Origin of the sequence: Pseudomonas sp. COR18, from assembly GCF_048568395.1 — a bacterium.
Classification (GTDB): Bacteria; Pseudomonadota; Gammaproteobacteria; order Pseudomonadales; family Pseudomonadaceae; genus Aquipseudomonas; species Aquipseudomonas fuscovaginae_B.
The window spans coordinates 5,855,090-5,877,186 of sequence record NZ_CP183808.1; the positions used below are offsets into that span (position 1 = coordinate 5,855,090).

24 protein-coding genes and 1 pseudogene are annotated in these 22,097 nt (G+C 63.2%); 13 read left to right on the forward strand and 12 right to left on the reverse strand.

The genetic code is table 11. The features are described from left to right. Positions 1-298: 298 nt before the first annotated feature. The gene (locus tag ACM62G_RS26890; protein WP_273820833.1) at positions 299-1,366 is read left to right on the forward strand and encodes a sigma-54 interaction domain-containing protein; all 1,068 of its coding nucleotides are present in this window, start codon (positions 299-301) and stop codon (positions 1,364-1,366) included. Between the two features lie 40 nt (positions 1,367-1,406). Here ACM62G_RS26890 and ACM62G_RS26895 read toward each other — a convergent pair whose 3' ends face one another. From ACM62G_RS26895 to ACM62G_RS26910, 4 genes are all read right to left on the reverse strand, one after another. Then, positions 1,407-2,153, reverse strand: a complete 747-nt coding sequence (locus tag ACM62G_RS26895) for a creatininase family protein (protein ID WP_273820832.1) — start codon at positions 2,151-2,153, stop codon at positions 1,407-1,409. A gap of 205 nt (positions 2,154-2,358) precedes the next feature. Continuing rightward, positions 2,359-3,357, reverse strand: coding sequence for a bile acid:sodium symporter family protein (locus ACM62G_RS26900; protein WP_054058846.1), 999 nt, complete (start codon positions 3,355-3,357; stop codon positions 2,359-2,361). A gap of 265 nt (positions 3,358-3,622) precedes the next feature. Continuing rightward, positions 3,623-4,669: an alginate lyase family protein gene (locus tag ACM62G_RS26905; RefSeq protein WP_419736007.1), complete on the reverse strand. Its 1,047-nt coding sequence runs from the start codon at positions 4,667-4,669 to the stop codon at positions 3,623-3,625. A gap of 118 nt (positions 4,670-4,787) precedes the next feature. Continuing rightward, positions 4,788-6,035 (reverse strand): MFS transporter, encoded by a 1,248-nt coding sequence (locus ACM62G_RS26910; RefSeq protein WP_419736008.1) that lies wholly within the window; start codon positions 6,033-6,035, stop codon positions 4,788-4,790. 73 nt (positions 6,036-6,108) lie between these two features. Between ACM62G_RS26910 and ACM62G_RS26915 the strand changes: the two genes are divergently transcribed. Then, the gene (locus ACM62G_RS26915) at positions 6,109-6,798 is read left to right on the forward strand and encodes an ArsR/SmtB family transcription factor (protein ID WP_054058843.1); all 690 of its coding nucleotides are present in this window, start codon (positions 6,109-6,111) and stop codon (positions 6,796-6,798) included. 11 nt (positions 6,799-6,809) lie between these two features. Here the strand turns inward: ACM62G_RS26915 and ACM62G_RS26920 are convergent, their stop codons facing one another. Together ACM62G_RS26920 and ACM62G_RS26925 are read right to left on the reverse strand one after the other, a co-directional pair. Continuing rightward, positions 6,810-7,199 (reverse strand): GNAT family N-acetyltransferase, encoded by a 390-nt coding sequence (locus ACM62G_RS26920; protein ID WP_239687995.1) that lies wholly within the window; start codon positions 7,197-7,199, stop codon positions 6,810-6,812. A gap of 326 nt (positions 7,200-7,525) precedes the next feature. Beyond that, positions 7,526-8,068, reverse strand: coding sequence for a cytochrome b (locus tag ACM62G_RS26925; protein WP_081009876.1), 543 nt, complete (start codon positions 8,066-8,068; stop codon positions 7,526-7,528). Positions 8,069-8,279: 211 nt separating this feature from the next. Between ACM62G_RS26925 and ACM62G_RS26930 the strand changes: the two genes are divergently transcribed. Then, positions 8,280-8,507: a PLD nuclease N-terminal domain-containing protein gene (locus ACM62G_RS26930; RefSeq protein WP_054058841.1), complete on the forward strand. Its 228-nt coding sequence runs from the start codon at positions 8,280-8,282 to the stop codon at positions 8,505-8,507. A gap of 126 nt (positions 8,508-8,633) precedes the next feature. After that, complete coding sequence (locus ACM62G_RS26935) at positions 8,634-10,142, forward strand: hypothetical protein (RefSeq protein ID WP_419736009.1); 1,509 nt, start codon at positions 8,634-8,636, stop codon at positions 10,140-10,142. 47 nt (positions 10,143-10,189) lie between these two features. Here the strand turns inward: ACM62G_RS26935 and ACM62G_RS26940 are convergent, their stop codons facing one another. The 3 genes from ACM62G_RS26940 to ACM62G_RS26950 all read right to left on the reverse strand — a co-directional run bounded on the left by ACM62G_RS26940 (position 10,190) and on the right by ACM62G_RS26950 (position 12,491). After that, complete coding sequence (locus ACM62G_RS26940; RefSeq protein ID WP_054058839.1) at positions 10,190-10,873, reverse strand: amino acid ABC transporter permease; 684 nt, start codon at positions 10,871-10,873, stop codon at positions 10,190-10,192. A 3-nt stretch (positions 10,874-10,876) separates the two neighbouring features. Beyond that, positions 10,877-11,605, reverse strand: a complete 729-nt coding sequence (locus ACM62G_RS26945; RefSeq protein WP_054058838.1) for an amino acid ABC transporter permease — start codon at positions 11,603-11,605, stop codon at positions 10,877-10,879. A gap of 79 nt (positions 11,606-11,684) precedes the next feature. Next, complete coding sequence (locus ACM62G_RS26950; protein ID WP_054058837.1) at positions 11,685-12,491, reverse strand: ABC transporter substrate-binding protein; 807 nt, start codon at positions 12,489-12,491, stop codon at positions 11,685-11,687. Between the two features lie 319 nt (positions 12,492-12,810). Between ACM62G_RS26950 and ACM62G_RS26955 the strand changes: the two genes are divergently transcribed. From ACM62G_RS26955 to ACM62G_RS26975, 5 genes are all read left to right on the forward strand, one after another. After that, the gene (locus tag ACM62G_RS26955) at positions 12,811-13,848 is read left to right on the forward strand and encodes an isopenicillin N synthase family dioxygenase (RefSeq protein ID WP_419736010.1); all 1,038 of its coding nucleotides are present in this window, start codon (positions 12,811-12,813) and stop codon (positions 13,846-13,848) included. A 28-nt stretch (positions 13,849-13,876) separates the two neighbouring features. Continuing rightward, positions 13,877-14,686 carry a MetQ/NlpA family ABC transporter substrate-binding protein gene (locus ACM62G_RS26960; RefSeq protein ID WP_054058835.1) on the forward strand — a complete coding sequence of 270 codons (810 nt, stop codon included), beginning with the start codon at positions 13,877-13,879 and terminating at the stop codon, positions 14,684-14,686. Further along, the gene (locus ACM62G_RS26965) at positions 14,683-15,462 is read left to right on the forward strand and encodes a methionine ABC transporter ATP-binding protein (RefSeq protein WP_419736011.1); all 780 of its coding nucleotides are present in this window, start codon (positions 14,683-14,685) and stop codon (positions 15,460-15,462) included. The genes ACM62G_RS26960 and ACM62G_RS26965 overlap by 4 nt, the downstream gene beginning before the upstream one ends. Beyond that, on the forward strand, positions 15,459-16,130 hold the full coding sequence (locus ACM62G_RS26970; RefSeq protein WP_054063264.1) for a methionine ABC transporter permease: 672 nt from the start codon (positions 15,459-15,461) through the stop codon (positions 16,128-16,130). The genes ACM62G_RS26965 and ACM62G_RS26970 overlap by 4 nt, the downstream gene beginning before the upstream one ends. A 275-nt stretch (positions 16,131-16,405) precedes the next feature. Beyond that, a complete protein-coding gene (locus ACM62G_RS26975) occupies positions 16,406-16,912 on the forward strand; it encodes a hypothetical protein (protein WP_081009871.1) in 507 nt (168 codons plus the stop codon). Positions 16,913-16,978: 66 nt separating this feature from the next. Here the strand turns inward: ACM62G_RS26975 and ACM62G_RS26980 are convergent, their stop codons facing one another. Beyond that, positions 16,979-17,626, reverse strand: a complete 648-nt coding sequence (locus tag ACM62G_RS26980; RefSeq protein ID WP_054058833.1) for a helix-turn-helix domain-containing protein — start codon at positions 17,624-17,626, stop codon at positions 16,979-16,981. Then, positions 17,623-17,784 carry a hypothetical protein gene (locus tag ACM62G_RS26985; protein WP_192842725.1) on the reverse strand — a complete coding sequence of 54 codons (162 nt, stop codon included), beginning with the start codon at positions 17,782-17,784 and terminating at the stop codon, positions 17,623-17,625. The genes ACM62G_RS26980 and ACM62G_RS26985 overlap by 4 nt, the downstream gene beginning before the upstream one ends. Positions 17,785-17,992: 208 nt before the next feature. Between ACM62G_RS26985 and ACM62G_RS26990 the strand changes: the two genes are divergently transcribed. Further along, positions 17,993-18,673, forward strand: coding sequence for a GNAT family N-acetyltransferase (locus ACM62G_RS26990; protein WP_419737565.1), 681 nt, complete (start codon positions 17,993-17,995; stop codon positions 18,671-18,673). 6 nt (positions 18,674-18,679) lie between these two features. On the opposite strand, the gene ACM62G_RS26995 is transcribed toward ACM62G_RS26990, so the two are convergent. Continuing rightward, complete coding sequence (locus ACM62G_RS26995) at positions 18,680-19,534, reverse strand: CAP domain-containing protein (RefSeq protein ID WP_054063266.1); 855 nt, start codon at positions 19,532-19,534, stop codon at positions 18,680-18,682. Positions 19,535-19,726: 192 nt separating this feature from the next. On the opposite strand from ACM62G_RS26995, the gene ACM62G_RS27000 reads away from it, so the two are divergent. The 3 genes and pseudogenes from ACM62G_RS27000 (at position 19,727) to ACM62G_RS27010 (ending at position 22,094) form a co-directional block, all read left to right on the forward strand. Next, complete coding sequence (locus tag ACM62G_RS27000) at positions 19,727-20,356, forward strand: cell wall hydrolase (RefSeq protein ID WP_054060008.1); 630 nt, start codon at positions 19,727-19,729, stop codon at positions 20,354-20,356. Between the two features lie 124 nt (positions 20,357-20,480). Further along, positions 20,481-21,236, forward strand: a pseudogene (locus ACM62G_RS27005) (MCP four helix bundle domain-containing protein); the annotation flags it as partial. A gap of 132 nt (positions 21,237-21,368) precedes the next feature. Beyond that, on the forward strand, positions 21,369-22,094 hold the full coding sequence (locus tag ACM62G_RS27010) for a methyl-accepting chemotaxis protein (RefSeq protein ID WP_419737566.1): 726 nt from the start codon (positions 21,369-21,371) through the stop codon (positions 22,092-22,094). Positions 22,095-22,097 lie beyond the last annotated feature (3 nt).

Below are 22,097 nucleotides of genomic sequence, written 5' to 3' on the forward strand. Positions count from 1 at the left end.
CGCTGGCGGCCAATGTGTGATGTTCCCGAGGGGGCAGAGCAGGTTGCGTGCCAGTGAACCGTCATTGCGCTGCAGACCGCGGTCGACAAGGGCGCAAGGGGTTCTGGCGAGTATCGTCGGGACAATCATGTGTTGATTGATACACAGGCGGCTGCTGACCGATTGCTGCTCCAGCAGCAGACGTGTAACAAAAAACATGCATATGATTTCAGGGAATATATAAATATTAATTAATAATTATTTAGTCTAAAAATCTTCGGGCACTATGGGGGCGCGCTTTTACTGCCAGGAATGCACCATGTCGCTGATCACACATCCCAACGCCCGCGAATTGACCAAGTCGGTGCGTGCCACCGTTCTGGTTTTCAAGGACCCGCGCTCCCAGGAGCTGCTCAGCCGCATCGAGCGCCTGGCCCCCAGCGAGGCCAACACGCTGATCATCGGCGAGACCGGTACCGGCAAGGAGTTGGTCGCGCGGCACATCCATCATCTGAGCCGACGTGGGCGCGAACCCTTTGTCGCGGTCAACTGCGGAGCGTTCGCCGAGACGCTGGTGGAGAGCGAGCTGTTCGGCCATGAGAAGGGCGCCTTCACCGGCGCCACCACGAACAAGGCCGGCTGGTTCGAGGCGGCCAACGGTGGCACGTTGTTTCTCGACGAGATTGGCGACTTGCCACTGAACATGCAGGTCAAGCTGTTGCGAGTGCTGCAGGAGCGTGAAGTGGTACGCCTCGGCTCGCGCACGCCGATTCCGATCAATGTGCGGCTGGTGGCGGCGACCAACGTCAACCTGGCCGACGCGGTAGTGGCGGGGAATTTCCGTGAGGATCTGTTCTATCGTCTGCATGTGGCGACGATCCGCTTGCCGCCGTTGCGCGAGCGCCCAGGAGACATCCTGCCGTTGGCAGAGTTTTTCCTTGAGGAGCATTGCCAGCGCCTGGGCTACAACCGAGCATCACTGAGCAGCGAGGCCGAACGCAAACTGCTGGAGCACAGCTGGCCCGGTAACATCCGCGAGTTGGAGAACGCCATCCATCACGCCTTGCTGGTATGCCGCAATCAGCGGGTGGCCCCTTCCGACCTGCATCTGGTGGACATGCGTCCGGTCAGTGGCGTGCGGCAGGACGAACCCGCACCGCCAACACGGGCGATCAGCGGCCCGGCGGACCTCGAAGCCGCGCTCAATGCCTTGTTCGAGCGCAATATCCCGGATCTGTACGAGCATATCGAGGAAACCATTTTCCGCACGGCCTACCGCTATTGTCACGGCAACCAGTTGCAGACCGGACGCCTGCTGAACATCAGTCGCAACATCGTCCGGGCGCGGCTGGAGAAGATCGGTGAGTTGAGTCGATCGGCGGAGTAGGCAGTGAGGCCCACGGGGCTGCCCGTGGGGCCGGGTGTCACTACGGGAGTGCTTCGCGGCTGAAGGCTTGCACTTCCTTCACCAGGCTCTGTGCCGCCAGGTGCACCAGAGCGCCGCCCTTTTCCACGCTGGCCAGGGCCGGGTCGGAGCCCATGCGGCCATCCGGGAAGCGTGCACGGAAGTCGAGCGCTTCGCGGATCGGCCCGGTGTTGGCGATCTGCGGCGAGTACTCGGCCGACTTGATGGCGTCCGGATAGGCCCACTGCGTCACAGCGATCTCCGAAGGCGTGGCGTGGCTGCCGTGGCCGGTCGGGAACTGCTCACGAGCCAATTCGCCGACGCCCTCAAGGTCCCACCAGTTGCACAGCTTCAGGGCGAAACCGGCGCGGCGCCTGGCGAAACTGGCTTCGGCATACAGTTCGGAGAACGCTGCCTCGATCGAGGCGATGTTGCCGCCGTGGCCGTTGAGAAACAGGATCTTCTCGAAGCCGTGACCGGCCAGGGAGCGTACCCAGTCGCCGATGGCGGCGATGAAGGTCGACGGCCGCAGCGAGAGGGTGCCTGGAAACGCCAGGTGGTGTTGAGCCATGCCGATGTTGAAGGTCGGAGCGATGAGGATATCGGCGCTTTTCTGCGCCTCATGGGCAATGATCTGCGGACACATCCAGTCTGTCCCCAGCAGCCCGGTGGGGCCATGCTGCTCGTTGGAGCCGATGGGTACGACGATGGTACGGCTGCGTTCGAGAAACTGGCCGATCTCGGTCCAGGTCGACAGGTGCAGAAGCATTGGATTTCCTCATGGCTGCTTGTTATGTACGGCACATGCTGCGCCGCTGTCGCTGACTCGGCAAGGGTACTGCCGATCCGGTCCACCGTCCCTGCGGGAACCGGAAATGCCTTCTGTGGGAGATTCTAGGGTTCTGCGCGAGGCTTGGGGGCCTTTTCGCGGGCAAGCCACGCTCCTACAGTCAGGGGGTGAACCTGGCAGGGCTTCAAGGATCGACCTGGCCCATCAGTTCGCCAACCGACTCCGGGCGCTTGGCGTAGCGCTGGGCCAGCACCGCGCAGACCATCAGCTGGATCTGGTGGAACAGCATCAGCGGCAGGATCAGCACGCCGATGGTACTGCCGGCGAACAGCACCTGGGCCATGGGTACGCCGGTGGCCAGGCTCTTCTTCGAACCGCAGAACAGGATGGTGATACGGTCTTCCTGGTCGAAGCCGAAGGCCTTGCCCAGCAGGGTCGACGCTGCCAGAACCAGACCCAGCACCACACAGCAGACCACCACCAGGCCGGCCAGGTCGCGGACGGGGATCTGGTGCCAGATGCCTTCGTTCACCGCTTCGCTGAAGGCGCTGTAGACCACCAGCAGGATTGAACCCTGGTCGACGAACTTCAGCCAGCTCTTGTTGCGGCCGACCCAGGCGCCGATCCAGCGCCGGGCGATCTGGCCGGCAATGAACGGCAGCAGCAGTTGCACGCTGATCTTCACGATGGCATCGAGGGTGGAGCTACCCTCGCCATGCACATTCAGCAGCAGGGTCACCAGCAGCGGCGTGAGGAAAATGCCGAACAGGCTGGAGGCCGCCGCGCTGCAGATGGCCGCCGGTACGTTGCCTCGGGCCAGGGAAGTGAAGGCGATCGCCGATTGCACCGTGGCGGGCAGGGCGCAGAGGTAGAGCATGCCCATGTACAGCGAGTCGCCGATCAGCGGCGAGAGCACCGGCTTGAGCGCCAGGCCCAGCAGCGGGAACAGCACGAAGGTCAGGCCGAACACCAGCAGGTGCAGGCGCCAGTGGCCGGCACCGGCGAGGATCGACTCGCGCGAGAGCTTGGCGCCGTGCAGGAAGAACAGCAGGGCGATGGCGATGTTGGTCAGCCAGCCGAAACCGACCGCCACCTGGCCACTGGCGGGCAGGAGGCTGGCGAGAATCACCACGCTGATCAGTGTCAGGGTGAAGTTGTCGGGCAGGAAACGGGGTCGGGTCATGGGGGGCGTTATCCGGGGACAGAAACAGTATGGGCACTTTAGCCGGTTCGATGCCTTCCGACTAACGCCAATAAGTCCCTGGATATCGCCTAACGGACACCTGTCCGGAAACACCCCTGGTCTGAGCCGTGTGCGATCCCCGTGGGTGCGGCTTGCCGGCTCTCCGCGATGGGCGGCAAGCCTGCTCGGTGTTTGAAGCCGTCGGGTCGATTGCTATCGCCAGCAAGCCGGCTCCCCCAGGGACCTTGCAAACATCGCGGGTCACCTATTTCAGGTAGCAGGCGCCCAGCCAATCCGGCGGGTTGGGCGCCAGTTGCCGGGCGAGCGGCAGATAACGCTGGTCCAGCTGTGCCGCCAGCCAATACAACTGGCTGCTGCTTTTCGGTTCCCAGCTACCGCTGTAGCCGCTTTCGCCAACACCTGCACGGTCACGGTCGAATTTCACGGTGGTATGGACGAACTCCTGGTGGCTGCGTTGTCCGCTGGCGTAGGTCGTGAGCCAGTCGAGCGAGTGCGCCAGCCAAGCGCCGCCTGGTGTGCGGTAGTCCAGCCAGTTGCCGCCGATGCCGTAGGGGCGGGCCGCCAGCGCGGCCTGGACCAGTGGCTCCAGGTCATAGACGACGTAGTGCAGGGCATCGCGCTCCTTGAAGTCGGTAACGGAGCCATCGGGCAGCAGGTTATCGGCGACCTGTTGGCGAAAGAGCCCGAAGGCCTGCCTGAGCATCTGGCGGTCAGCCAGCGCGGCTGCAGACAGGGTAACGAGCTTGACCCGATGGCTCTGCCAGTTGTTGGTATGGGTCCCCCCCTTGGCGCCATGGAACTGGGCGACCTGGGCCAGGTAGCCATTGCCGAGGTTGCGCAGGAAGGCGCGACTGGTCTCGCGGGTCTGCGGCCGCAACTGTCCGGCGGTCAGCTTGTAGGCCTCGATCAGTTGCTCAAGTTGGGTCTCGTCGATCGGATTGAAATCCGGCTGATAGGTGCTGAACCAGGCCGCGAGGCCTTCATCGACCTGCTTCAGATAGCGTGGATCCCCGTTCAGGCGCCAGGCCAGTGCTGCCCGACGCAGGATCGGCCAGTCCCTCTCGGCGGCAATGCTCTGTTCGCGCATGCCCTGGCCTGGCAGGGTTCCTTCGGTGTGCAGACGGGCCAGCGGTTGGGGCGTGGCGCTCAGTTGCCGACTCGCCGCAGCCAGTAGTTGCCTGGCAGACGGACTGCTGGCGGAGGGTTGGCAGGCACTGGCGATCCCGGAACCGCCGGGGTCCGGTTCCACGGCAGCGAAGGCGGCGCTCGAGAGTGCGGTGCACAGCACCATGCAAAATCTCAATCCGGCATGTGCCTTGCGGCGAGCAGTCAGTGACACGTTCCATCCCGGTGTTTGAGGGGCGACGCGGAAAATCTAGCACGGCGTGGTTCTCGGCAAGATGAAAGGATCAGGCCGTCGGTTCATGTAGCAGAGGCCTTTGTTCCTGTCTGCCCAACTGCAGGGAGAGGATCGCCAAGCCCTGGACCATAGCCGCGCAGCCCAGCAGCAGAAGTTCCCCCTGTGCGGCGCCGGCCAGGCTCTTGAGCGCACCGAACAAGGCCGGCGCAAAGGCATAGCAGCCTTGGGCCGTGGCAACGATCAGCGTGACCACTCGCTGGGTCTGCGCCCCTGGAAACTCCACTTGTGCAATCAGCGGTGGCAGCGAGGTGGCGTTGCCGATGCCTACGCCGAACAGGATGACCCCGACCCACAGCGACTCAGGGAAAGCTCCCAGCCCAGTCAGCACCAGGCAGCCGAGCAGTTGGCAACCGTAGCTCAGGCAGGCGACGTTGCGGCGATTCGCCCCCGCTGGCATCAGCCAGCCCACCAGTGTGCGACCTGCGATTGCGCTTGCCGTTGCCAATCCCATCGCCAGCCCGGCACGGGTCTCGCTGACATGCCCGGTCAGGATGAGAAACAGGTGAGTGACCAGCCCGATCTGGGCGAACAGGCCCAGCGACATGGCCACCGCCAGGGTGACGAAGCAACGATCGCGCCAGAGCGAGGTGGTTACGGCCATGAGGGCAACGGCTGGCTGCACGGGCGGTTGTGCGGCACCGTCGGCATGCTGCCCGAGCATTTCCGGACGGAACCTGAACACCGTGATTGCCAGCACGGCAATGGTCGCCGTCGACACGCTGGCAATCACGAGGGCCGCCTGGCTGAAGCCGATCCGCTCGATCAGGTACACCCAGGCCGAGGAGAAAATCACGCCACCGATACTCGCGCCGTTATAGGCTGTTGCCAGGGCGGATGGGCGCTTGAGCACAAACCAGGGAGAGATGAGCGCATTGACGGCGGCCGCGCCGAGCGTGACCCAGCCCAGGCCGCTCAGGGTCGCGGCGATGAACAGTTGGTAGGGCTGGGCGGCGATGGACCAGCCGTAGATGCCGACGCCCAGCAGCACCGAACCCAGCACGGTGGTGAGAGGAAGTCCGAGGCCCCTGTAGAGCCGGGGCAGATTCACCACTACCAGGATTCCCGCGAGGAAATGCAGGGTAACTGCCGCCGAACACAGTGGCAGGGGCCAACCGGTGCGCTGGATCACCGCGTGAAGGAAGATCGGCGGCCCATAGAAACCGATACCCCAGCCAAACACCGCCATCAGGAAGGTCGCTGCCACGACCTTTCGGCCAAAAAAATTCGCTTGTTTCATGAATGCATCCTTTCAACAGGTTTTTGGCGAGTATGATGCGCGCTGACAGAGATACTTCATGTAATGGTGAACTATGGATGCAGAAACAACTGACCTGTCCCTGGCAGCCGTCGCCGGTGCGATCGCCGATCCGGCACGGGCACGAATGCTCTGCAGCCTGCTCGATGGTCATGCACGTACGGCCACGGAACTGGCGGCCGTGGCTGATATCGGTGCGTCTTCGGCCAGCGGGCACTTTCTGCGCCTGCGTGAGCAGGGACTGGTTGAAATGCTGGTGCAGGGCAGGCATCGCTACTATCGCCTGGCCAATTCCCAGGTGGCTCGGGCCCTGGAGGCGCTATTGGCAATCAGCGCCCGCGATGTGGTGCCGTTCCAGTCGGCAACGCCTTCAGCCTTGCGGCAGGCCAGGACCTGCTATGACCACATCGCGGGAGAGGTCGCCGTCAGGCTGCATGACGCGCTGTTACGAGGAAACTGGATCGAGGCTGCGGGCAGGGATTACCGCTTGACGGCACAGGGAACCAGCGCCCTGGTTCGTTTGGGCATCGATGTCGAGGCGGTGTCCCGCCAGCGCCGACGCCTGGCCTATCCCTGCCTGGACTGGAGCGAACGTTCTCCGCATATCGGTGGGGCGTTGGGGGCGGCGTTGCTGGAGTTGCTGCTCAAGCGTGGCTGGGTCAGCCGTCATCTTGATTCACGCGCCCTGAGTCTGACGTCCAAGGGCGCCAAGGGGTTGGATAAGGCGTTTGGGATGAGTGATTGAGAGATCCACAATCATCCAACCGATATTTCCAGTATCTCGTCTCCAGCTTCATCCAGCGTGCCTGTCGAGGTCCAGCCCAGGTGCCGGTAGAAACCGTAGGAGCGTACGCTCGGGTCGCTGGCACATGCCAGGAACAAGCGCTTGAACCCTTGATCTCGCAAGGTATCGGTCATCATCGCCAGCAGGTGTTTACCGATGCCCTGGCCCTCGTAGGCGGGTAGCAGGGCCAGCACGGTGATTTCCCCGGTATCCCGGTCACCAAAACAGTAGCCGACGATCTGGCCGTCCACGCAGGCGACGAAGCCGGGAGCGCTGCCGTCCAGGATGCCTGCGCTCCAGGACTCGACGGTGATCCCCAGGGCGCGCAGATCCTCCTCGGTGAACGCATTTTCTCTCGTCAACCCGCGGATCCTGATGCAGGTCGATGAATCAGCCGGTTCGGCGCGGCGGAAGGTTAGATGGGGCACCAGGCAAATCCTCTCGGTTCGGGCTGTCTTGTCGCGGGATGAGAAACCGCTCGACCACTTTTGCGGACAAGTGGTTGATAGGCAATTTGCGTTAGTAAATAGGCAACAGCCGATCCTCTACAAGCCTCGGGACGATGGAATTACATTGTTTTTCAATGTTTAACAGACGGCTACACACTGGTAACAGGTGACGGGGAAAGTAGGTTGCGTGAGCAGGTTTCGAGCCCAGCCTGAGTGGCCGGTTCAACGTTGCAGGGATGTCATCGGTTTTCCGGGCGAGGTTGGCGATTGAGCATCCTGCCCAATACCGACCTTCCCATCAGCTGATGTTGCACCACCGCCAGCAGGTGCAGCGCAACCAATCCGCCGAGCAGTGCGCACATGACATGGTGTTCCTGATGCAGTTGCAGCAACGCGGATCTGGAATGAACCCACTGTGGCAACTCGAACAGATCGAGTATCTCCACCGGGTGATTCATCATCAGCACCCCCGTGACCAGCACGGCAGTCACCGTGGCATAGATCGCCACATGGGCAAGCCCGGCCAGGCGAGCCTGCCAGCCACGGTGGGCGGGGTGCGCGGGGGACTTTATCGCGAGCCAGAGACGCCAGGCGAAAAACGGGATGAAAAGGCTGGTGAGTTGAGGGTTGAACGACTCGACCCATTGCCGAAATGGCGCGTGCTGATCCAGCAGGGTCACGCCGAAGCCGCTGAAGGTCGCCCACAGGATCACGGCGGCAGATAACCAGTGCAGGAAGATGCGGGGTTTGGAATAGACGCCTGTTTCGCTGTCCTTGAGCATGGGCGTGGGGCAGTGGGAATGCTGAGTCAACGGGATGCCTTTTGGGAAATGAGTCTGATTCTCATAGGTGGCAAAAGGATATCCCTCTTAGCAGGGGCTGTAAATTCCGACGATTCGCGCGGTTTTCGGGAGTGAGGCGCAAACCCCATCAAATCCGAATGAACCCTCGCCACTGGCTCCTACCTAACGTCAGACACAAGGGAGGAAAACCATGCAAATCGAATATGTCTGGATCGCCCTGGCGGTGGTGGTGTTGCTGGTCGAGTTGTGGGCCATCAGGAGTGTGCTCAGGAGCGGACGGAGCGCCGGCACCAAGGGATTATGGATCGTCGTGTTGATCTGGGTGCCGGTGCTGGGGCTGGTGCTCTGGTTCTTCATCGGGCCGAAGGAGCCGACCCGGGAATTGCCGGCTACCGGACAGGGAAGGGGTTCGTTGTAGAGTGGCGACTTGTAGAGTGGCGATTCGTATCATCCGCTATTTGTGAACGGGGTCGCCTGGCGCCGATAGGCGGCCCGACGGGTGTGAGTCTAAGATGTGCACCTCAATCGCCGAGGAAGGCCGCTGATGCAATCCCCATTCGATCCACGGCTTCATGTCGATTGGAAAATACCTGGCGGCGAGCTGCTCGCGCTGTTCCAGCATTACTATCCCCAGATCAGCGTATTTTCCGGCGCAGGGTTCGAGGCGCTGCTGGATGAATTGTCCAACGAAATGGCTGAAGTCTGCCTGCAGGCCCTGGTGCCCCTGTTGGCGCAGCAGGGCTACGACGTGTGGAACCTGGATGCCGGAGCCGATGACTATCGGCTAGTCATCGTGCCTGTTGAACAACGCCGGGCCTTTGCCCGGTACTGGGAGAAGGATCACGGCGAGCCAAGGCTCACCCCGATCTTGATCGGAGCACAACAGCCGTCCGTGCCCGAGCCCGACAAGGCCAGGGGCAAGCGCCGCAAGCTGAACTGGCGGCAGGAGGTGCACCACTATCCGGGCGCCACCTACGTTGACGAGACCCACTACAGCAACGGTTGGGCCTCGATCACCGAGCAGGACGAAGAGCACTGGCAGTGTTTCCTGATCAATTACAACCCATGGCCGCCAACCGAACAGGACATGCTCGAGCACCGAGCCGATGGCACGGACGGGGCGGACCTGCAACTCATCCATGCCAGCCCCGAGCGCAGCCTGTGGAAGCGCCGCGTCAAGAGGGGGGAGCGCCACGGCGAAGACCGGTTCCGCTATGAAACCTGCCAGGGGCAGGCAATCCAGCCTTTCGGTCCGGCGGGGGTCGATTGGCCGGAGTTCGAGTGGGCCACTCTGGTCATGGGTTCGCGGATATTCGAACGCCAGCGCCTGTATGAGCCGGAACACCTCACGCGTATCTGGCGCATCACCGCGGACTCCAGTGAGGTGATTTTCGAGTGCCCGGATGACGTGGCGATCCTGCAGATCGGCCCCCGTCGTTTGCTGTTCATGCAATACAACGGGCCGCGGTGCTGGATCTGGGATGAGGAGCAGCCGGGCCAGGCCGCGGCTGCCCGGTCGATGCCCGCAGGCGGTGCCCAGGACTGGGCCTCCAGCCTGTACCTGGGCAACGACGAAGTGCTGCTGTTCAGCCAGGGCCAGCGCCAGAATCCGGAGGATGCGGGTTGGGCCGAGCGGGTATTGGAGGCGTGGCGTTTCAACTTCGTGACCGGCAGCGCGAGCAGGGCGGTGCTGGATGGGTTTGGCAGCGAGATTCGCCAGCAGACACAGTATTTCGTCACGCAGCCCAAGCGCACGATCACGCTGCGCACCTTCCATGGCAGGGTGCAGGCTTGCCGTGGACACGGCGATTGGTGGGTGCTGAACTATCAGTCCAACAGTTTCGGCACACGGACCATCGCCTGGTTCTGGAACCAGAGCAGCAACCGGGTGCTCAAGCTGTCGTCCAGGGATATTCCACGGGTCGAGCCGACGATTCGCTACCTGCCGACCCAGGATCGTTACCTGGCGTTCGAACGGGATTTCGTCGCACGGCTGCCGGCGTTTGCCGAGATGGTCGAGGCCAAGGGCTGTGAGGTGCTGGTCTTCGAGTAGTCGGTGAAAGCCCGCTCCCACAGGAGAGCGAGCTGCAGTGTCTGGGCTTATCGAGTGGTTGCCTGCTTGCGGGTCAGCACACCCGCCAGCAGATCGAGGCCGGTACAGAACACGAAATACACCAGCGCCACGAACACAAAGATTTCCGTCGGATGAACCATCACCCGGTTGCTCACCTGCGTCGCCACGAACGACAGCTCGCCCACGCCGATCACATACGCCAGCGACGTGTCCTTGATCAGTGAGATCCACTGGTTGAGGAACGACGGCAGCATGATCGGCAACGCCTGGGGCAGGATGATCAGGCGCATGACCTGTACCGGCCGCATGCCCAGTGCCCGTGCCGCGGCCCACTGGCCGGCCGGCAGGCTCTGGATACCGGCGTGCACCGAGTACGCCAGGTACGCGCCGCCGATCAGCGACAGGGCACAGACCACGGTGAACAGCGCCGGGATGTCGAAGTGGAACAGAATCGGCAGCAGGAAGTAGCTCCAGAAGATCAGCATCAGTACCGGGATCGCCCGCAGGAAACCCAGTACCGCAATCAACAGACCTTTCGGCCAGCCTTTGACGGTGCTCAGGGCAATGCCCAGCACCAGGCCGAGGATGGCCGCGCTGACGCCGGACAGCACGCTCAGCACCAGGGTCAGCGCGGCGCCGCCCAGCGGGCCGTTGGGGTAGGCACCGAGCAGGAAGTAGTCGAGGTTGTCGGTGATGACGGAAAAGTCCATGGCTCAGGCCGCTCCCTGGCGATAACGGCGGGTCTGGCGGATCCACTGGCCCGCCGCTTCGATCAGCGCGATGCTGAAGATGTAGAGCAGGGTGGCGAAGCCGAACGCCTGGAAGGTCTTGAAGGTCTCGGTCTCGACCTGGCGCGAGGCGTAGGACAGCTCGGCCAGGCCGATGGCCATGGTCAGCGAGGAGTTCTTCAGGGCGTTCATGTATTGCCCGAGCAAGGGCCCCAGGGCCGTGCGCAGGGCCTGCGGCAATACCACGTAGCGCCACACCTGTGCCGGGCGCAGGCCCATGGCCAGGCCGGCTTCGCGCTGTTGCGGACGCACCGAGGCGACGCCGGCGCGGAACTCTTCGGCGATAAACGCCGAGGTGTAGAGCATCAGCCCCCAGAAACCGGCGATGAATTCGAAGGACGGCCAGTCGAGGGTCATGCCGGCGACGCTCACCTCATGGGGCAGGTTGAGCCAGGTCACCAGCTCTTCGGGCAGCAGCGCGCTGACGCCGAAGTACCAGAAGAACAGTTGTACCAGCAGCGGAGTGTTGCGCAGCAGCGCCAGGTAGCCACGTGCAGGCCAGGCCAGCCAGCGCGAGCCGGACAGGCGTGCCAGGCACACCAGAAAGCCCAGCCCGGTCGCCACCAGGCAGACTACGGCGGACAGCGCCAGGGTCAGGACAAATCCATCGAACAGCCATTTCAGGTACTGCGGGCCGAGCAATTCACCAAACATCGATCACGGTGTCCATCCAGAAGACAAAGAGCCCGCACGGCGAACCGGGCAGGCTGTGGGGGTACGGCGGGGAGGGCGATCAGCTCTTGTCGCCGATCTTGTACAGGCGCGCCAGCGGGGTCTTGGTGTCGGGACCGAACCAGGTGTCGTAGATCTTCTGCGCCTGGCCCTTGGCTTCCAGTTCCACCAGGGTCTGGTTGACCAGGTCGGTCAGGGCGGTTTCGCCCTTGGGAATGCCGACGCCGATCAGGTCGTTGGAGATGGTGAAGGGCGGTACTTCGTACTTGTCCTTGTCCGGCACGTTGGCCAGCAGGCCGATCAGTTTCGGGCCGTCCTGGGTGATGGCCTGGACGTTGCCGTTGCGCAGGGCGGTGAAGGCGAACGGCGTGTCGTCGTAGGCAACGACCTTGGCACCGGGGAATTTCTCGCGCAGCACGCCTTCGTTGACGGTGCCCTTGTCGACGCCGACGCGCCACTTGTTCAGGTCGTCGCGGGACTTGAGAGTGCCTTTCTTGACGATGAACTGCTGGCCTGAACTGAAGTAGGGAATGCTGAAGTTGACCTGCTCGGCCCGCTCCGGGGTGATGGTGAAGTTGGCCAGCACCAGGTCGACCTTGTTGGCGACCAGCAACGGCACGCGGTTGGCCGGGTTGGTCGGTTGCAGTTGCAGTTTCACGCCGAGCTTGTCGGCGATGGCCTTGGCGTAATCCACGTCCAGGCCTTCGATCTGCTTGGTCTTGGCGTCGATGAAGCCGAATGGCGGGTTGCTGTCGAATGCGGCGACACGCAGGACGCCGGATTTCCTGATGTCTTCCAGGCGGTCGGCGTGGGCCAGGCCCGAGACGATCGCGAGAGTAAGGGCAGTGAGGGCAGTCAGTTTTTTCATGGGGTTCTCAACACTTGATGGATGATTCGGCGCCGAGTCTTGCAGCCCAACGACTGAACGACAAAAGAATATAAAAGAATGATTTGATCTCTTTTGGGTATAAGTCGATTTTCCGGGCTCTCTTTCCAGGCTTTCCCCGTAACTCGCGTTCCAGAGCCTTCCGGCCCGGCCGGGGAAGGAGCCTGCGACGCCCACCTGATCATGACGAGCCGATCGACAGCGAAACTAAGCTAATTCTAAAAAGATATTTATTGATGATTTTTAAGATCAGATAGTTTGAATGGAAAGCCCCATCCGTTCCGATCACAGGGAGTGAAACATGCCGCAGCCGTTGGACATCACCGCATTACCGCTGCTGGACCTCTCGGCGCTCGATGGCAACGCCGAACAACGCCAGGACTTCCTCGATGCGCTGCGTCACGCGGCACGGGACGTTGGCTTCTTCTACCTGACCGGTCATGGCGTCGACAGCGGCCTGCTGCGGCAGGTCCAGGAACATGCCCGGCAGTTCTTCGCCTTGCCCGACGAGGAAAAGGCCGCCGTCGGCATGATCCATTCGCCACATTTCCGTGGCTACAACCGCGCCGCGTCGGAGATCACCCGGGGCCAGCCGGACCTGCGCGAACAGTTCGATGTCGGCGCCGAACGCCAGGCGCTCGCGGTGGACGCAAACACGCCGACCTGGGCCCGCCTGCAGGGGCCGAACCTGTGGCCGCAGGCGTTGCCGCAACTCAAGCCGCTGCTGCTCGAATGGCAGCAGGCCATGACCGGCATGTCACTGCGCCTGCTGCGGGCCTTCGCCGAGGCGCTGTCGTTGCCCGAAGGGGCCTTCGACCCGTTGTATGGCGACAAGCCCAACGAACATATCAAGCTGATCCGTTACCCCGGTCGCGCGGCGAACGAGAGCAACCAGGGCGTCGGAGCCCACAAGGACTCCGGCTTCCTCAGTTTCCTGCTGCAGGACCGGCAGGCCGGCCTGCAGGTGGAAGTCGAGGAGGGCCGCTGGATCGATGCACTACCTCGGGACAACACCCTGGTGGTGAACATCGGCGAGTTGCTGGAACTGGCCACCAATGGCTACCTGCGTGCCACGGTACATCGTGTGCAGTCGCCGCCGGCGGGCAGCGAGCGGCTGTCGATCGCCTTCTTCCTCGGTGCGCAACTGGATGCGGTGGTGCCGCTGTACCCGCTGCCGACCGCCTTGTTGCGCGAGGCCCGCGGACCGGCCAGCGATCCGGACAACCCGTTGTTCCGCGACGTCGGCTGGAACTACCTCAAGGGCCGCCTGCGTTCGCACCCCGATGTCGCCCAACGTTTCTATGCCGATGCACTGGCGCCCAGGGCCGTCAGCGCCTGACCCCTACACCCGATCAAGGACTATCAGCATGTTGAAAAAAACCGCATCGACCCTGGCGGTCTGGGCCGGACTTTGCTCTTCGTTCACCGCCCTGGCGGCCGAGCCCTTGCGGGTGGCCGCCGACCCGGTGCCCCATGCGCAGATCCTCGCCTATGTGCAGAAGCTCGACCCGCAACTGAACCTCAAGGTCATCGAGATCCCCAACGGCGTGAACTCCAACGAGTTGCTGGCCCATGGCGATGTCGATGCCAACTACTTCCAGCACCTGCCGTACCTGCACTCCCAGGAACAGGCCCTGGGCCAGAAGTTCGCCGTGGCGGCGACCGTGCACATCGAGCCGCTGGGGATCTATTCACATCGGCACAAAAGCTTCGACCAGGTACCGCCAAAGGGCACTGTGGCCGTACCCAACAACGTCACCAACCTCAGCCGTGCGCTGTACCTGTTGCAGGACAACGGCCTGATCAGGCTCAAGCCCGGCTTCAACAACCCGGCCACCGACCAGGCCACGCCCAAGGACATCGCCGAGAATCCGAAGCAGTTGAAGATCCTCGAAATCGAGTCGCCGCAGATACCGCGTGCCCTGGACGACGTGGACCTGGCGGTGATCAACGGCAACTACGCGTTGGAAGCCGGGTTGTCGCCGGCCAGGGATGCCCTGGGCCTGGAGAAGGCCGGCAACAACCCGTACGCCAATATCGTGGTGACCACGCCGAAACTGCAGGATGACCCGCGTATCCAGCAGTTGGCCAGGGATCTGGTTTCGCCGCAGGTGGCGAAGTTCATCGAGGACAACTACGCCGGATCGGTGATCCCGGTCGCGGGCAACGTGCAATGATCCGCGTCGAGCAGTTGAGCAAACGCTATGGCGATGGCCCGGCGGTCCTCGACCAGGTGTCGCTGAGCATTCCGGACGGTTCGATCTACGGTATCGTCGGTCGCAGTGGCGCCGGCAAGTCGACCCTGCTGCGCTGCCTCAATCTGCTCGAGCGTCCGACTGCGGGGCGGGTGGTGGTCGATGGCCAGGACCTGACCGCGCTGTCCGACCGCGAGCTGCGTCGCCAACGCCAGCGCATCGGCATGATCTTCCAGGGCTTCAACCTGCTGCATTCGCGCACGGTTTTCGACAATGTCGCCGTGCCCCTGGAAATCGCCGGCATCGCCAGGGCCGAGCGCCAGGCGCGGGTGGGTGAGTTGCTGGAACTGGTGGGGCTGGCGGACAAGGCGCAGGCCTTTCCCTCGCAACTGTCCGGTGGGCAGAAACAGCGGGTAGGCATTGCCCGCGCGCTGGCGGCACGCCCGGCGTATCTGCTGTCGGACGAGGCCACCAGTGCGCTGGACCCGGAAACCACCGAGTCGATCCTGCAACTGCTGCGCGACATCAACCGTCGCCTGGGCCTGACCATCGTACTGATCACCCATGAACTGGACGTGGTCCGCTCGATCTGCGACCACGCGGCCTCCCTGGCCCATGGCCGGCTGCTGGAGTCCGGTCCGTTGCCGCGGCTGCTGGCGGACCCGGACTCCGCCCTGGGGCGCTCGTTGCGCCCGGCCGCCCCTCCGCGCTTCGACGATGAAGTGCGCACACCGAGCCTGAGGTTGGCACTGCCATGAACCGCACGATCGATTGGAGCGAGATTTTCCAGCTGGTGCTCAATGCCACTGGCGAGACCCTCTACATGGTGCTGCTGGCCGGGTTGTTCACCCTGCTGATCGGCCTGCCGCTGGGGGTGCTGCTGTTCGTCACCCGCCGCAACGGCCTGTATCCGCTGCCGCGGTTGAACGGCAGCCTGGCGGCGCTGGTCAACCTGGGGCGGTCGCTGCCGTTCGTGGTGATGCTGATTGCGCTGATCCCGCTGACCCGGCTGGTCGTCGGCACCACCCTGGGCAGCACCGCCGCCGTGGTGCCGATCACCATCGGTGCCTTTCCGTTCTTTGCCCGCATTGTCGAAAGTGCACTGGATGAGGTCGAGAAGGGGCGAATCGAAGCCATCCTGTCCATGGGCGGCGACATTCGCCATGTGATCCTCAAGGTGCTGCTGCCCGAATCATTGCCGGCGCTGCTCGCCGGTGTGACGCTGACCCTGGTGATGCTGATCGGCTTTTCCTCAATGGCCGGGGTCATCGGTGGCGGCGGCCTGGGTGACCTGGCCATCCGCTACGGTTACCAGCGTTTCAACAACGAGGTGATGGTGGCCACGGTGGTGGTGCTGGTGATTCTGGTGCAGGGTGTACAGAGCCTGGGCGACCGTCTGGTGCGCTCCCTGGCCCATCGGCGTTGAGAATTTCCCCGCTGCTTAGACTGATTATTTCTTTCGGTTATTTGTATAGCGCTTGCAAGCATATCCATGGCGCCTGAAGCGCTGCTGGAATCGCTCTCTCGTCTGCCTCGGCAGCAAAGTCGCTGCCATGACGGATATCTCTCCATAAAAGGCAGCGCAACGGTCGTTTCGGCAGTCGTTTCTGCTGCTTGATCGGCGTCTTGTCGTCTGTGGGGCATTCCCTAGAATCCGCCCCATCCGCTTCATCCAACTATCGAAGATCAGGGAGTTCCACCATGATGAATGCCATGCAGATGCAAATGCCGATGAACACCATGCCGATGATGCCAGCCATGGGCATGCCGATGATGATGGCGACCATGACCTGCGAAATGATGGATGACGGCATGCTGTGCAAGATGATGCCGGCAGCGGGCATGGACATGGCGATGTTCCGCAACAGCGCGCAAATGATGCAGATGATGATGGACTGCGGCATGCCGATGATGATGCACTGCGCCAACATGAGCATGATGTGCATGTCCCAGACCGCAATGGCGATGCCGATGATGAACGGCATGATGCCCATGCCGATGATGGGCATGCCGATGCCATCGATGAAGTGCGTGATGGAATGCTCCATGCAGGGCGACGCCATGATGTGCAAGGTCATGCCGATGGCCGGCATGAACATGGACATGATGAAGAGCTGCTGCACCCTGATGATGAAGCTGATGAACGATTGCGGCATGCCGATGATGATGAGCTGCAACGGCATGCCGTTGATGTGCTGCACCTGCTGATCGCTGATCCGATCATGAAAGGCCCGGCTGGAGCGATCCACGCCGGGCTTTTTCGTGCCGGGTCGTTCAGTCCAGGCGTTCGGGGTGGGTCACCACCAGATAGGCCACCGCTTCGCTGTCGGCGGGGTTGCGGTAGCGGTGCGGCTGGTCGGCGTAGAACAGGATCGAGTCGCCAGGGGACAGCAGGTAGCGCTCGTTGTTGACGCTGATCTCCAGTACGCCCTGGGCCACCACCAGGTTCTCCTGGACGCCGGGGCCGTGGCCCTCGGATGCCTCTTCGCCCAGTGGGCTCAGGCGCAGCTCGTAGAATTCCGATTGGCGGGTCACGTCGAAGGGAAACAGGGCGCGGCTGGTGAAGGTGCCATTGGCGTTGACCAGGCGCTTGCTGCGGCTGGCCGAGAGTACCGCAACCCCCTCGAAGGCGCGGTGTTCGAGAAACGCCGCCACCGAGACCTTCAGGCCCTTGGCGATCTTGCACAGCACCTTGATCGACGGCACGCTGCGTCCGGATTCGATCTGCGCGAGCATGGCGCGGCTGACCCCGCATTGGCGGGCAAGGGCATCGAGGGAAAGGTGGTGTTTGCCGCGCAGGCGCTGCAGGTTCTCGGCGACCCGTGCACAGATCGGGTCTTCGTCGAGCGCCGGCAGGTTGTTCAGGTCCAGGGTTGGCTCATCGGAGCCGGCCAGGAACCGCGAAGGATCTTGTGCGTTCACGCGTGACGGGTCTCGCTGGCGCGTACGCCCTGAGCCCATTGGAACGCCTGTTGGCCAGCGTTGCGTGCATAGAGCGCCCACAGTACTCGGCCCAGTTGCTGCGCCTGTTTGCGCTTGCGGTAGTGGGCGAGGTCGATGACGGTATCGGTCGGCTGCATGGGGACTCTCCTGTGTCGGTATGCGCTGAGAGTACGTGGTTGTTCTAATAACGATAAATACTGATTTTTTATTGATTGATTACTTTTTGGTCTTAATCGCTGCGCCTGACAGTCCACCGTTCCCCTGTGGCAGACCGGGTACAATGGGCAAGTCCGGGCATTTCCCCCCCCGAGCCCGGACATGCCCTTGCCCGGAGCCCGATTGTCGATGTTCACGCTGACCCGCCTGCAAACCCCACCCCCAGAGTCGATCAAAAGCCAGATCCTGCAAATGGTGGTCGACTATTTCACCGATATCAGCCAGGTCGCGCTGCCCCCGAGCAACCCGTTGTACAACCTCTATCAGTACGGGGTCGGCTACGAGGTGCATCTCTATCTGGAGGCCATGGACGGCAGCAAGGGCATCCCGGCGGAACTGGTCGTGGCCCTGGATGACGAGGACCCATCGCAGGTGCTGGGCTTTGTGCTGTATCTGCCTGCCAGGGATGACGCTCAGGCCTGCGCCGTAGCCTACATGGCCGTCAAGGCCGATCGCCGCCGACAAGGTGTGGCCCGCGCGATGCTGGCGCGGATGTTCGAGCACTACCCCCACGCCGAACTGGCCTGCTCAGCGGGCAAGGTGCCGTATTTCGAGGCGATGGGATTCCAGGTGCTGGCTGCCCGCGGGCCGCAGGTGCTGATGAACACTCGTGATCACGGTACCGACGGCCTGATTGCGGTGATCGACGTGGCGCCGATCTACAGCTCGAAGGAGGTGCGGCAGATTCATGCCTACCTGTTGCAGCAGCACGGCCGCAAGGCGATGGCGGAGGCCGAGAAGAAGCGCGACCGCCACCTCGACCAGCTTACGCGCCAGGCCAGTGCCCTGGTTCAGGAGCGTCTTGGCTGAGCCGCACTATTGTTGGGTGCCGAACATCGCGGTCCAGTAGATGCCCGAATCGCTCTTCGGGTCGACCGCATAGGCCCCGCCCATTTCGTGGAACTGCGGGTTCATCAGGTTGGCGCAATGGCCGGGGCTGGCCAGCCAGCCATCGACCACCTTGCGCGCACTGTCCTGGCCGGCGGCGATGTTTTCGCCGATCTGCTGGGCGAGGTAGCCCGCCAGCTCGGCGCGGTCACCCGGCGTGTGACCGTCGCGGTCCTGGTGGTCGAAGAAGTTGCTGTTGGCCATGTTGCGGCTATGCCCCTCGGCCGCGCCCGCCAGCAGGGCGTTCCAGGCCAGCGGTGCACTGGCGGCGAACGGCTGGCTGCCACACTGGCGCGGCTGGCTGCGGGCGCCGTTGATCATCTCCAGCAGTTTCTGGCCCTCGGCCTGGGAATCGCCAAGGCGGGCGGTCAGCAGCGGCCGCGCGAGGACGATACGCCAGTCGTTGCCCTGGCGGCTGACGCCGATGTCGACGAACTGCGGGTCCAGCACCACCCGGCAGAAGCTCTCGCGCACGGCCTTCATCGCTGCATCGGCATCCCGCGGCCCGGACAGGCTGATCGCCTGCACATTGACCATCGGATAGGCCGCCCGCGTCAGCGCCTGCTGCAGGTCGCCAGGGCTGTCCGGCGGCAGGACCAGGCGGGGATCGGCCGCCAGCGGTGGCAGTTCCAGCGAGGCCTGGCCACCACAGCGCTGGATCTGGCCACGGTAGCTGTTGATCGACTGCAGCAGTTGCGTTTCGTCGCTGGCCAGGGCATTGACACTGACTGCCAGCCCCAGGGCGAGCACGGCTGGACGCAGAGTGGAAAACAGGGCGCGCATGGACATCTTCCTCGAACGAACTGCGCACATGATGCGCGATAGTGCCCCGGTGAAGGCAAGGCCTTTTGTGTGAAACCGGTGGTGGAATGATTCATCCGTGGTGCGGTCGAACCTGCCAGCCCGCCCCGGATCGACTGCCCGGCCGTGGCAGGTTGACCATCGCGGGCAGGGTTCATTCGACAGGGTTCGATCATGCGTCTCAACGGGATAGTCGCGTGTCTTGTGATCACTTTTATCGCCTGCGAAGCCGCGCTTGTCGCGGCTGCCGAATCACAACCCCAGCCACAGGTCGTCATCGACAAGGCCGAAGCGCTGGAACAGAAAGCCGCCGAAAAGCAGAGCCCGGCAGCGCAGCCGAAGGCGCCAACCCTGACCCGGGGCGAGACGCAGGCGGTGGACCCGGCTGGCGATGCCGCGGTGGCCGATACCATCACCTGCCTGTCGCGCACTATCTACTGGGAGGCCAAGGGCGGTGAGCCGGCCGACATGGAGGCGGTCGCCAGTGTCGTGATCAACCGACTCGGGCATGACGGTTTTCCCGGGACCATCTGCGAAGTGGTCAAGCAGGGCTCGGAGAAGAAGGCCTGCCAGTTCTCCTGGTGGTGCGACGGTCGTCCGGACGATGTCCAGGAGGAGGACCGTTATGCGCTTGCCAAGGAAATCGCCCGCAAGGCCCTCAACCAGCAGCTCGAGGACCGCACCCATGGCGCCATGTACTTCCATGACCGCAGCGTCAGTCCGGACTGGGTCAGGCAGTACATCCGCACCGCCGAGACCGCCAGGTTCCTGTTCTACAAGCCCAGGGACGACAAGGCGAAATAGCCCTGTGCAGCGCAACGGTGCGGTCAAACCCTGAAAATGGTCTTAAATAACCGTCAGGGGGTGTCGGCACGCTTCCTGTTCCTGCGGCCGACCGGTTTGTCCTGGGCTGATAGAGGGCTGCATTGTGTCGATAAGATTGCGTCTGTACCTGCTGATAGGCAGCGGCCTGCTCACGGTGCTGGTCATGGGGTTGGTCGGTTACCTGGGCAACCTGCGGATGGCGCAGGCCACCAGCGACAGCGAGGTAAGCATGACCCTGCTGCGCAATCACCTGGAAGCCGACATGATGCACGATGCCCTGCGCGCCGATGTGCTGTCGGCGATGCTGGTGGGGCTGGGCAAGAGCGCCAGTTCCGATACCGAGGTGCGCGATTCGCTGACCGAGCACGCCAAGCACTTTCGCGAAGTGCTGGAGGAGAACCTCAAGCTGCCGGTCAACGACACGCTCAAGGCGGCGCTGAACCAGATCAGGCCGAGCCTGGAAACCTACATCGGCGCGGCCGAGCATATCGTCGACCTGGCCATTGCCAACCCGGACGGTGCCCAGCAGCAGTTGGGCTCGTTCAACAGTGCGTTCAGCCAGTTGGAGGACGCGATGGCCAAGCTGAGCGAGCTGATCGAGTCCAACGCGCAGTCGAGTGGCGAGGGTACCCGGCACACCATCAACAACGCCAACCTGGTCCTGGCGGGGGTGCTGGTCGCCGGCCTGCTGTTGCTGCTGGTCCAGGGGCGTTGGGTCATCAACGGCATCATGGGCCCGTTGCAGGCCGCCAGCCGTATTGCCGCCGACATTGCCCATGGCGACCTGAGCACGAAAATCGACGAGCCGCGGCAACAGGACGAGGCTGCCCGGCTGATCCGCAATCTGGCGACCATGCAGCGTGACCTGCGCAGCATGATCGAGGTGGTACGCAGCAATGCTCATGGCGTCAACGACATGAGCGAACAGTTGAGCGGCGGCTGTCACCAGGTGGCGGGCAGCAGCCAGCAACAGAGCGAGGCGGCCGGCACCATGGCGGCGGCGGCCAGCGAAATGACGGCGAGCATCGAGGAAATCACCCGCCACGCCGAGCGGGCCCTGGACATGGCCAACCAGGCCGAAGCGCTGGCCAAGAACGGCGGCCGGGTGATTCACCAGGTGGTCAGCGACATGGATGACATTGCCCGCTCGGCACAGCAGTCGGCGCAGGTGATTCGGACCCTGGACAAGGAGTCCGAGGCGATCTTCGGCATTGTCCAGGTGATCCAGGGCATTGCCGAACAGACCAACCTCCTGGCGCTCAACGCGGCCATCGAGGCGGCCCGTGCCGGCGAGCAGGGCCGCGGTTTCGCCGTGGTGGCCGATGAGGTGCGCGGGCTGGCCGGACGCACCAGCGCCTCGACCCAGGAAATCGCCGATATGGTCCTGCGTATCCAGAGCAGTACGCGCGAGGCGGTCAGCAGCATGGAGGCCGGGGTGGCCCAGGTCGACAAGGGCATGGCGGTGACCGCCGAGGTCGAACGGGCCATCCGCGAAATCCTCGAGGCGACGCTCAACACCAGTCAACTGGTCAACGACATCTCACGGACCATCGGCGAACAGAGCCTGGTCAGCAACGAGATCTCCCATCAGGTGGAGAAGATCGCCGACATGTCCGCCGGCAACAACCGGGTCATCGGCCAGACGGCGGAAGCCACCGACCAGTTGTCCAGCCTGGCCGGGAAACTGTCGCAATCGGTGGACCGCTTTCGGCTCTGACGA

Bases quoted from the DNA above. Each gene is read 5' to 3' on its own strand.
- ACM62G_RS26890 (WP_273820833.1), top strand. From the start codon at position 299: ATGTCGCTGATCACACATCCCAACGCCCGCGAATTGACCAAGTCGGTG.
- ACM62G_RS26895 (WP_273820832.1), bottom strand. From the start codon at position 2,153: ATGCTTCTGCACCTGTCGACCTGGACCGAGATCGGCCAGTTTCTCGAA.
- ACM62G_RS26900 (WP_054058846.1), bottom strand. From the start codon at position 3,357: ATGACCCGACCCCGTTTCCTGCCCGACAACTTCACCCTGACACTGATC.
- ACM62G_RS26905 (WP_419736007.1), bottom strand. From the start codon at position 4,669: ATGGTGCTGTGCACCGCACTCTCGAGCGCCGCCTTCGCTGCCGTGGAA.
- ACM62G_RS26910 (WP_419736008.1), bottom strand. From the start codon at position 6,035: ATGAAACAAGCGAATTTTTTTGGCCGAAAGGTCGTGGCAGCGACCTTC.
- ACM62G_RS26915 (WP_054058843.1), top strand. From the start codon at position 6,109: ATGGATGCAGAAACAACTGACCTGTCCCTGGCAGCCGTCGCCGGTGCG.
- ACM62G_RS26925 (WP_081009876.1), bottom strand. From the start codon at position 8,068: ATGCTCAAGGACAGCGAAACAGGCGTCTATTCCAAACCCCGCATCTTC.
- ACM62G_RS26930 (WP_054058841.1), top strand. From the start codon at position 8,280: ATGCAAATCGAATATGTCTGGATCGCCCTGGCGGTGGTGGTGTTGCTG.
- ACM62G_RS26935 (WP_419736009.1), top strand. From the start codon at position 8,634: ATGCAATCCCCATTCGATCCACGGCTTCATGTCGATTGGAAAATACCT.
- ACM62G_RS26940 (WP_054058839.1), bottom strand. From the start codon at position 10,873: ATGGACTTTTCCGTCATCACCGACAACCTCGACTACTTCCTGCTCGGT.
- ACM62G_RS26945 (WP_054058838.1), bottom strand. From the start codon at position 11,605: ATGTTTGGTGAATTGCTCGGCCCGCAGTACCTGAAATGGCTGTTCGAT.
- ACM62G_RS26950 (WP_054058837.1), bottom strand. From the start codon at position 12,491: ATGAAAAAACTGACTGCCCTCACTGCCCTTACTCTCGCGATCGTCTCG.
- ACM62G_RS26955 (WP_419736010.1), top strand. From the start codon at position 12,811: ATGCCGCAGCCGTTGGACATCACCGCATTACCGCTGCTGGACCTCTCG.
- ACM62G_RS26960 (WP_054058835.1), top strand. From the start codon at position 13,877: ATGTTGAAAAAAACCGCATCGACCCTGGCGGTCTGGGCCGGACTTTGC.
- ACM62G_RS26965 (WP_419736011.1), top strand. From the start codon at position 14,683: ATGATCCGCGTCGAGCAGTTGAGCAAACGCTATGGCGATGGCCCGGCG.
- ACM62G_RS26970 (WP_054063264.1), top strand. From the start codon at position 15,459: ATGAACCGCACGATCGATTGGAGCGAGATTTTCCAGCTGGTGCTCAAT.
- ACM62G_RS26975 (WP_081009871.1), top strand. From the start codon at position 16,406: ATGATGAATGCCATGCAGATGCAAATGCCGATGAACACCATGCCGATG.
- ACM62G_RS26985 (WP_192842725.1), bottom strand. From the start codon at position 17,784: ATGCAGCCGACCGATACCGTCATCGACCTCGCCCACTACCGCAAGCGC.
- ACM62G_RS26990 (WP_419737565.1), top strand. From the start codon at position 17,993: ATGTTCACGCTGACCCGCCTGCAAACCCCACCCCCAGAGTCGATCAAA.
- ACM62G_RS26995 (WP_054063266.1), bottom strand. From the start codon at position 19,534: ATGCGCGCCCTGTTTTCCACTCTGCGTCCAGCCGTGCTCGCCCTGGGG.
- ACM62G_RS27000 (WP_054060008.1), top strand. From the start codon at position 19,727: ATGCGTCTCAACGGGATAGTCGCGTGTCTTGTGATCACTTTTATCGCC.
- ACM62G_RS27010 (WP_419737566.1), top strand. From the start codon at position 21,369: ATGGCGGCGGCGGCCAGCGAAATGACGGCGAGCATCGAGGAAATCACC.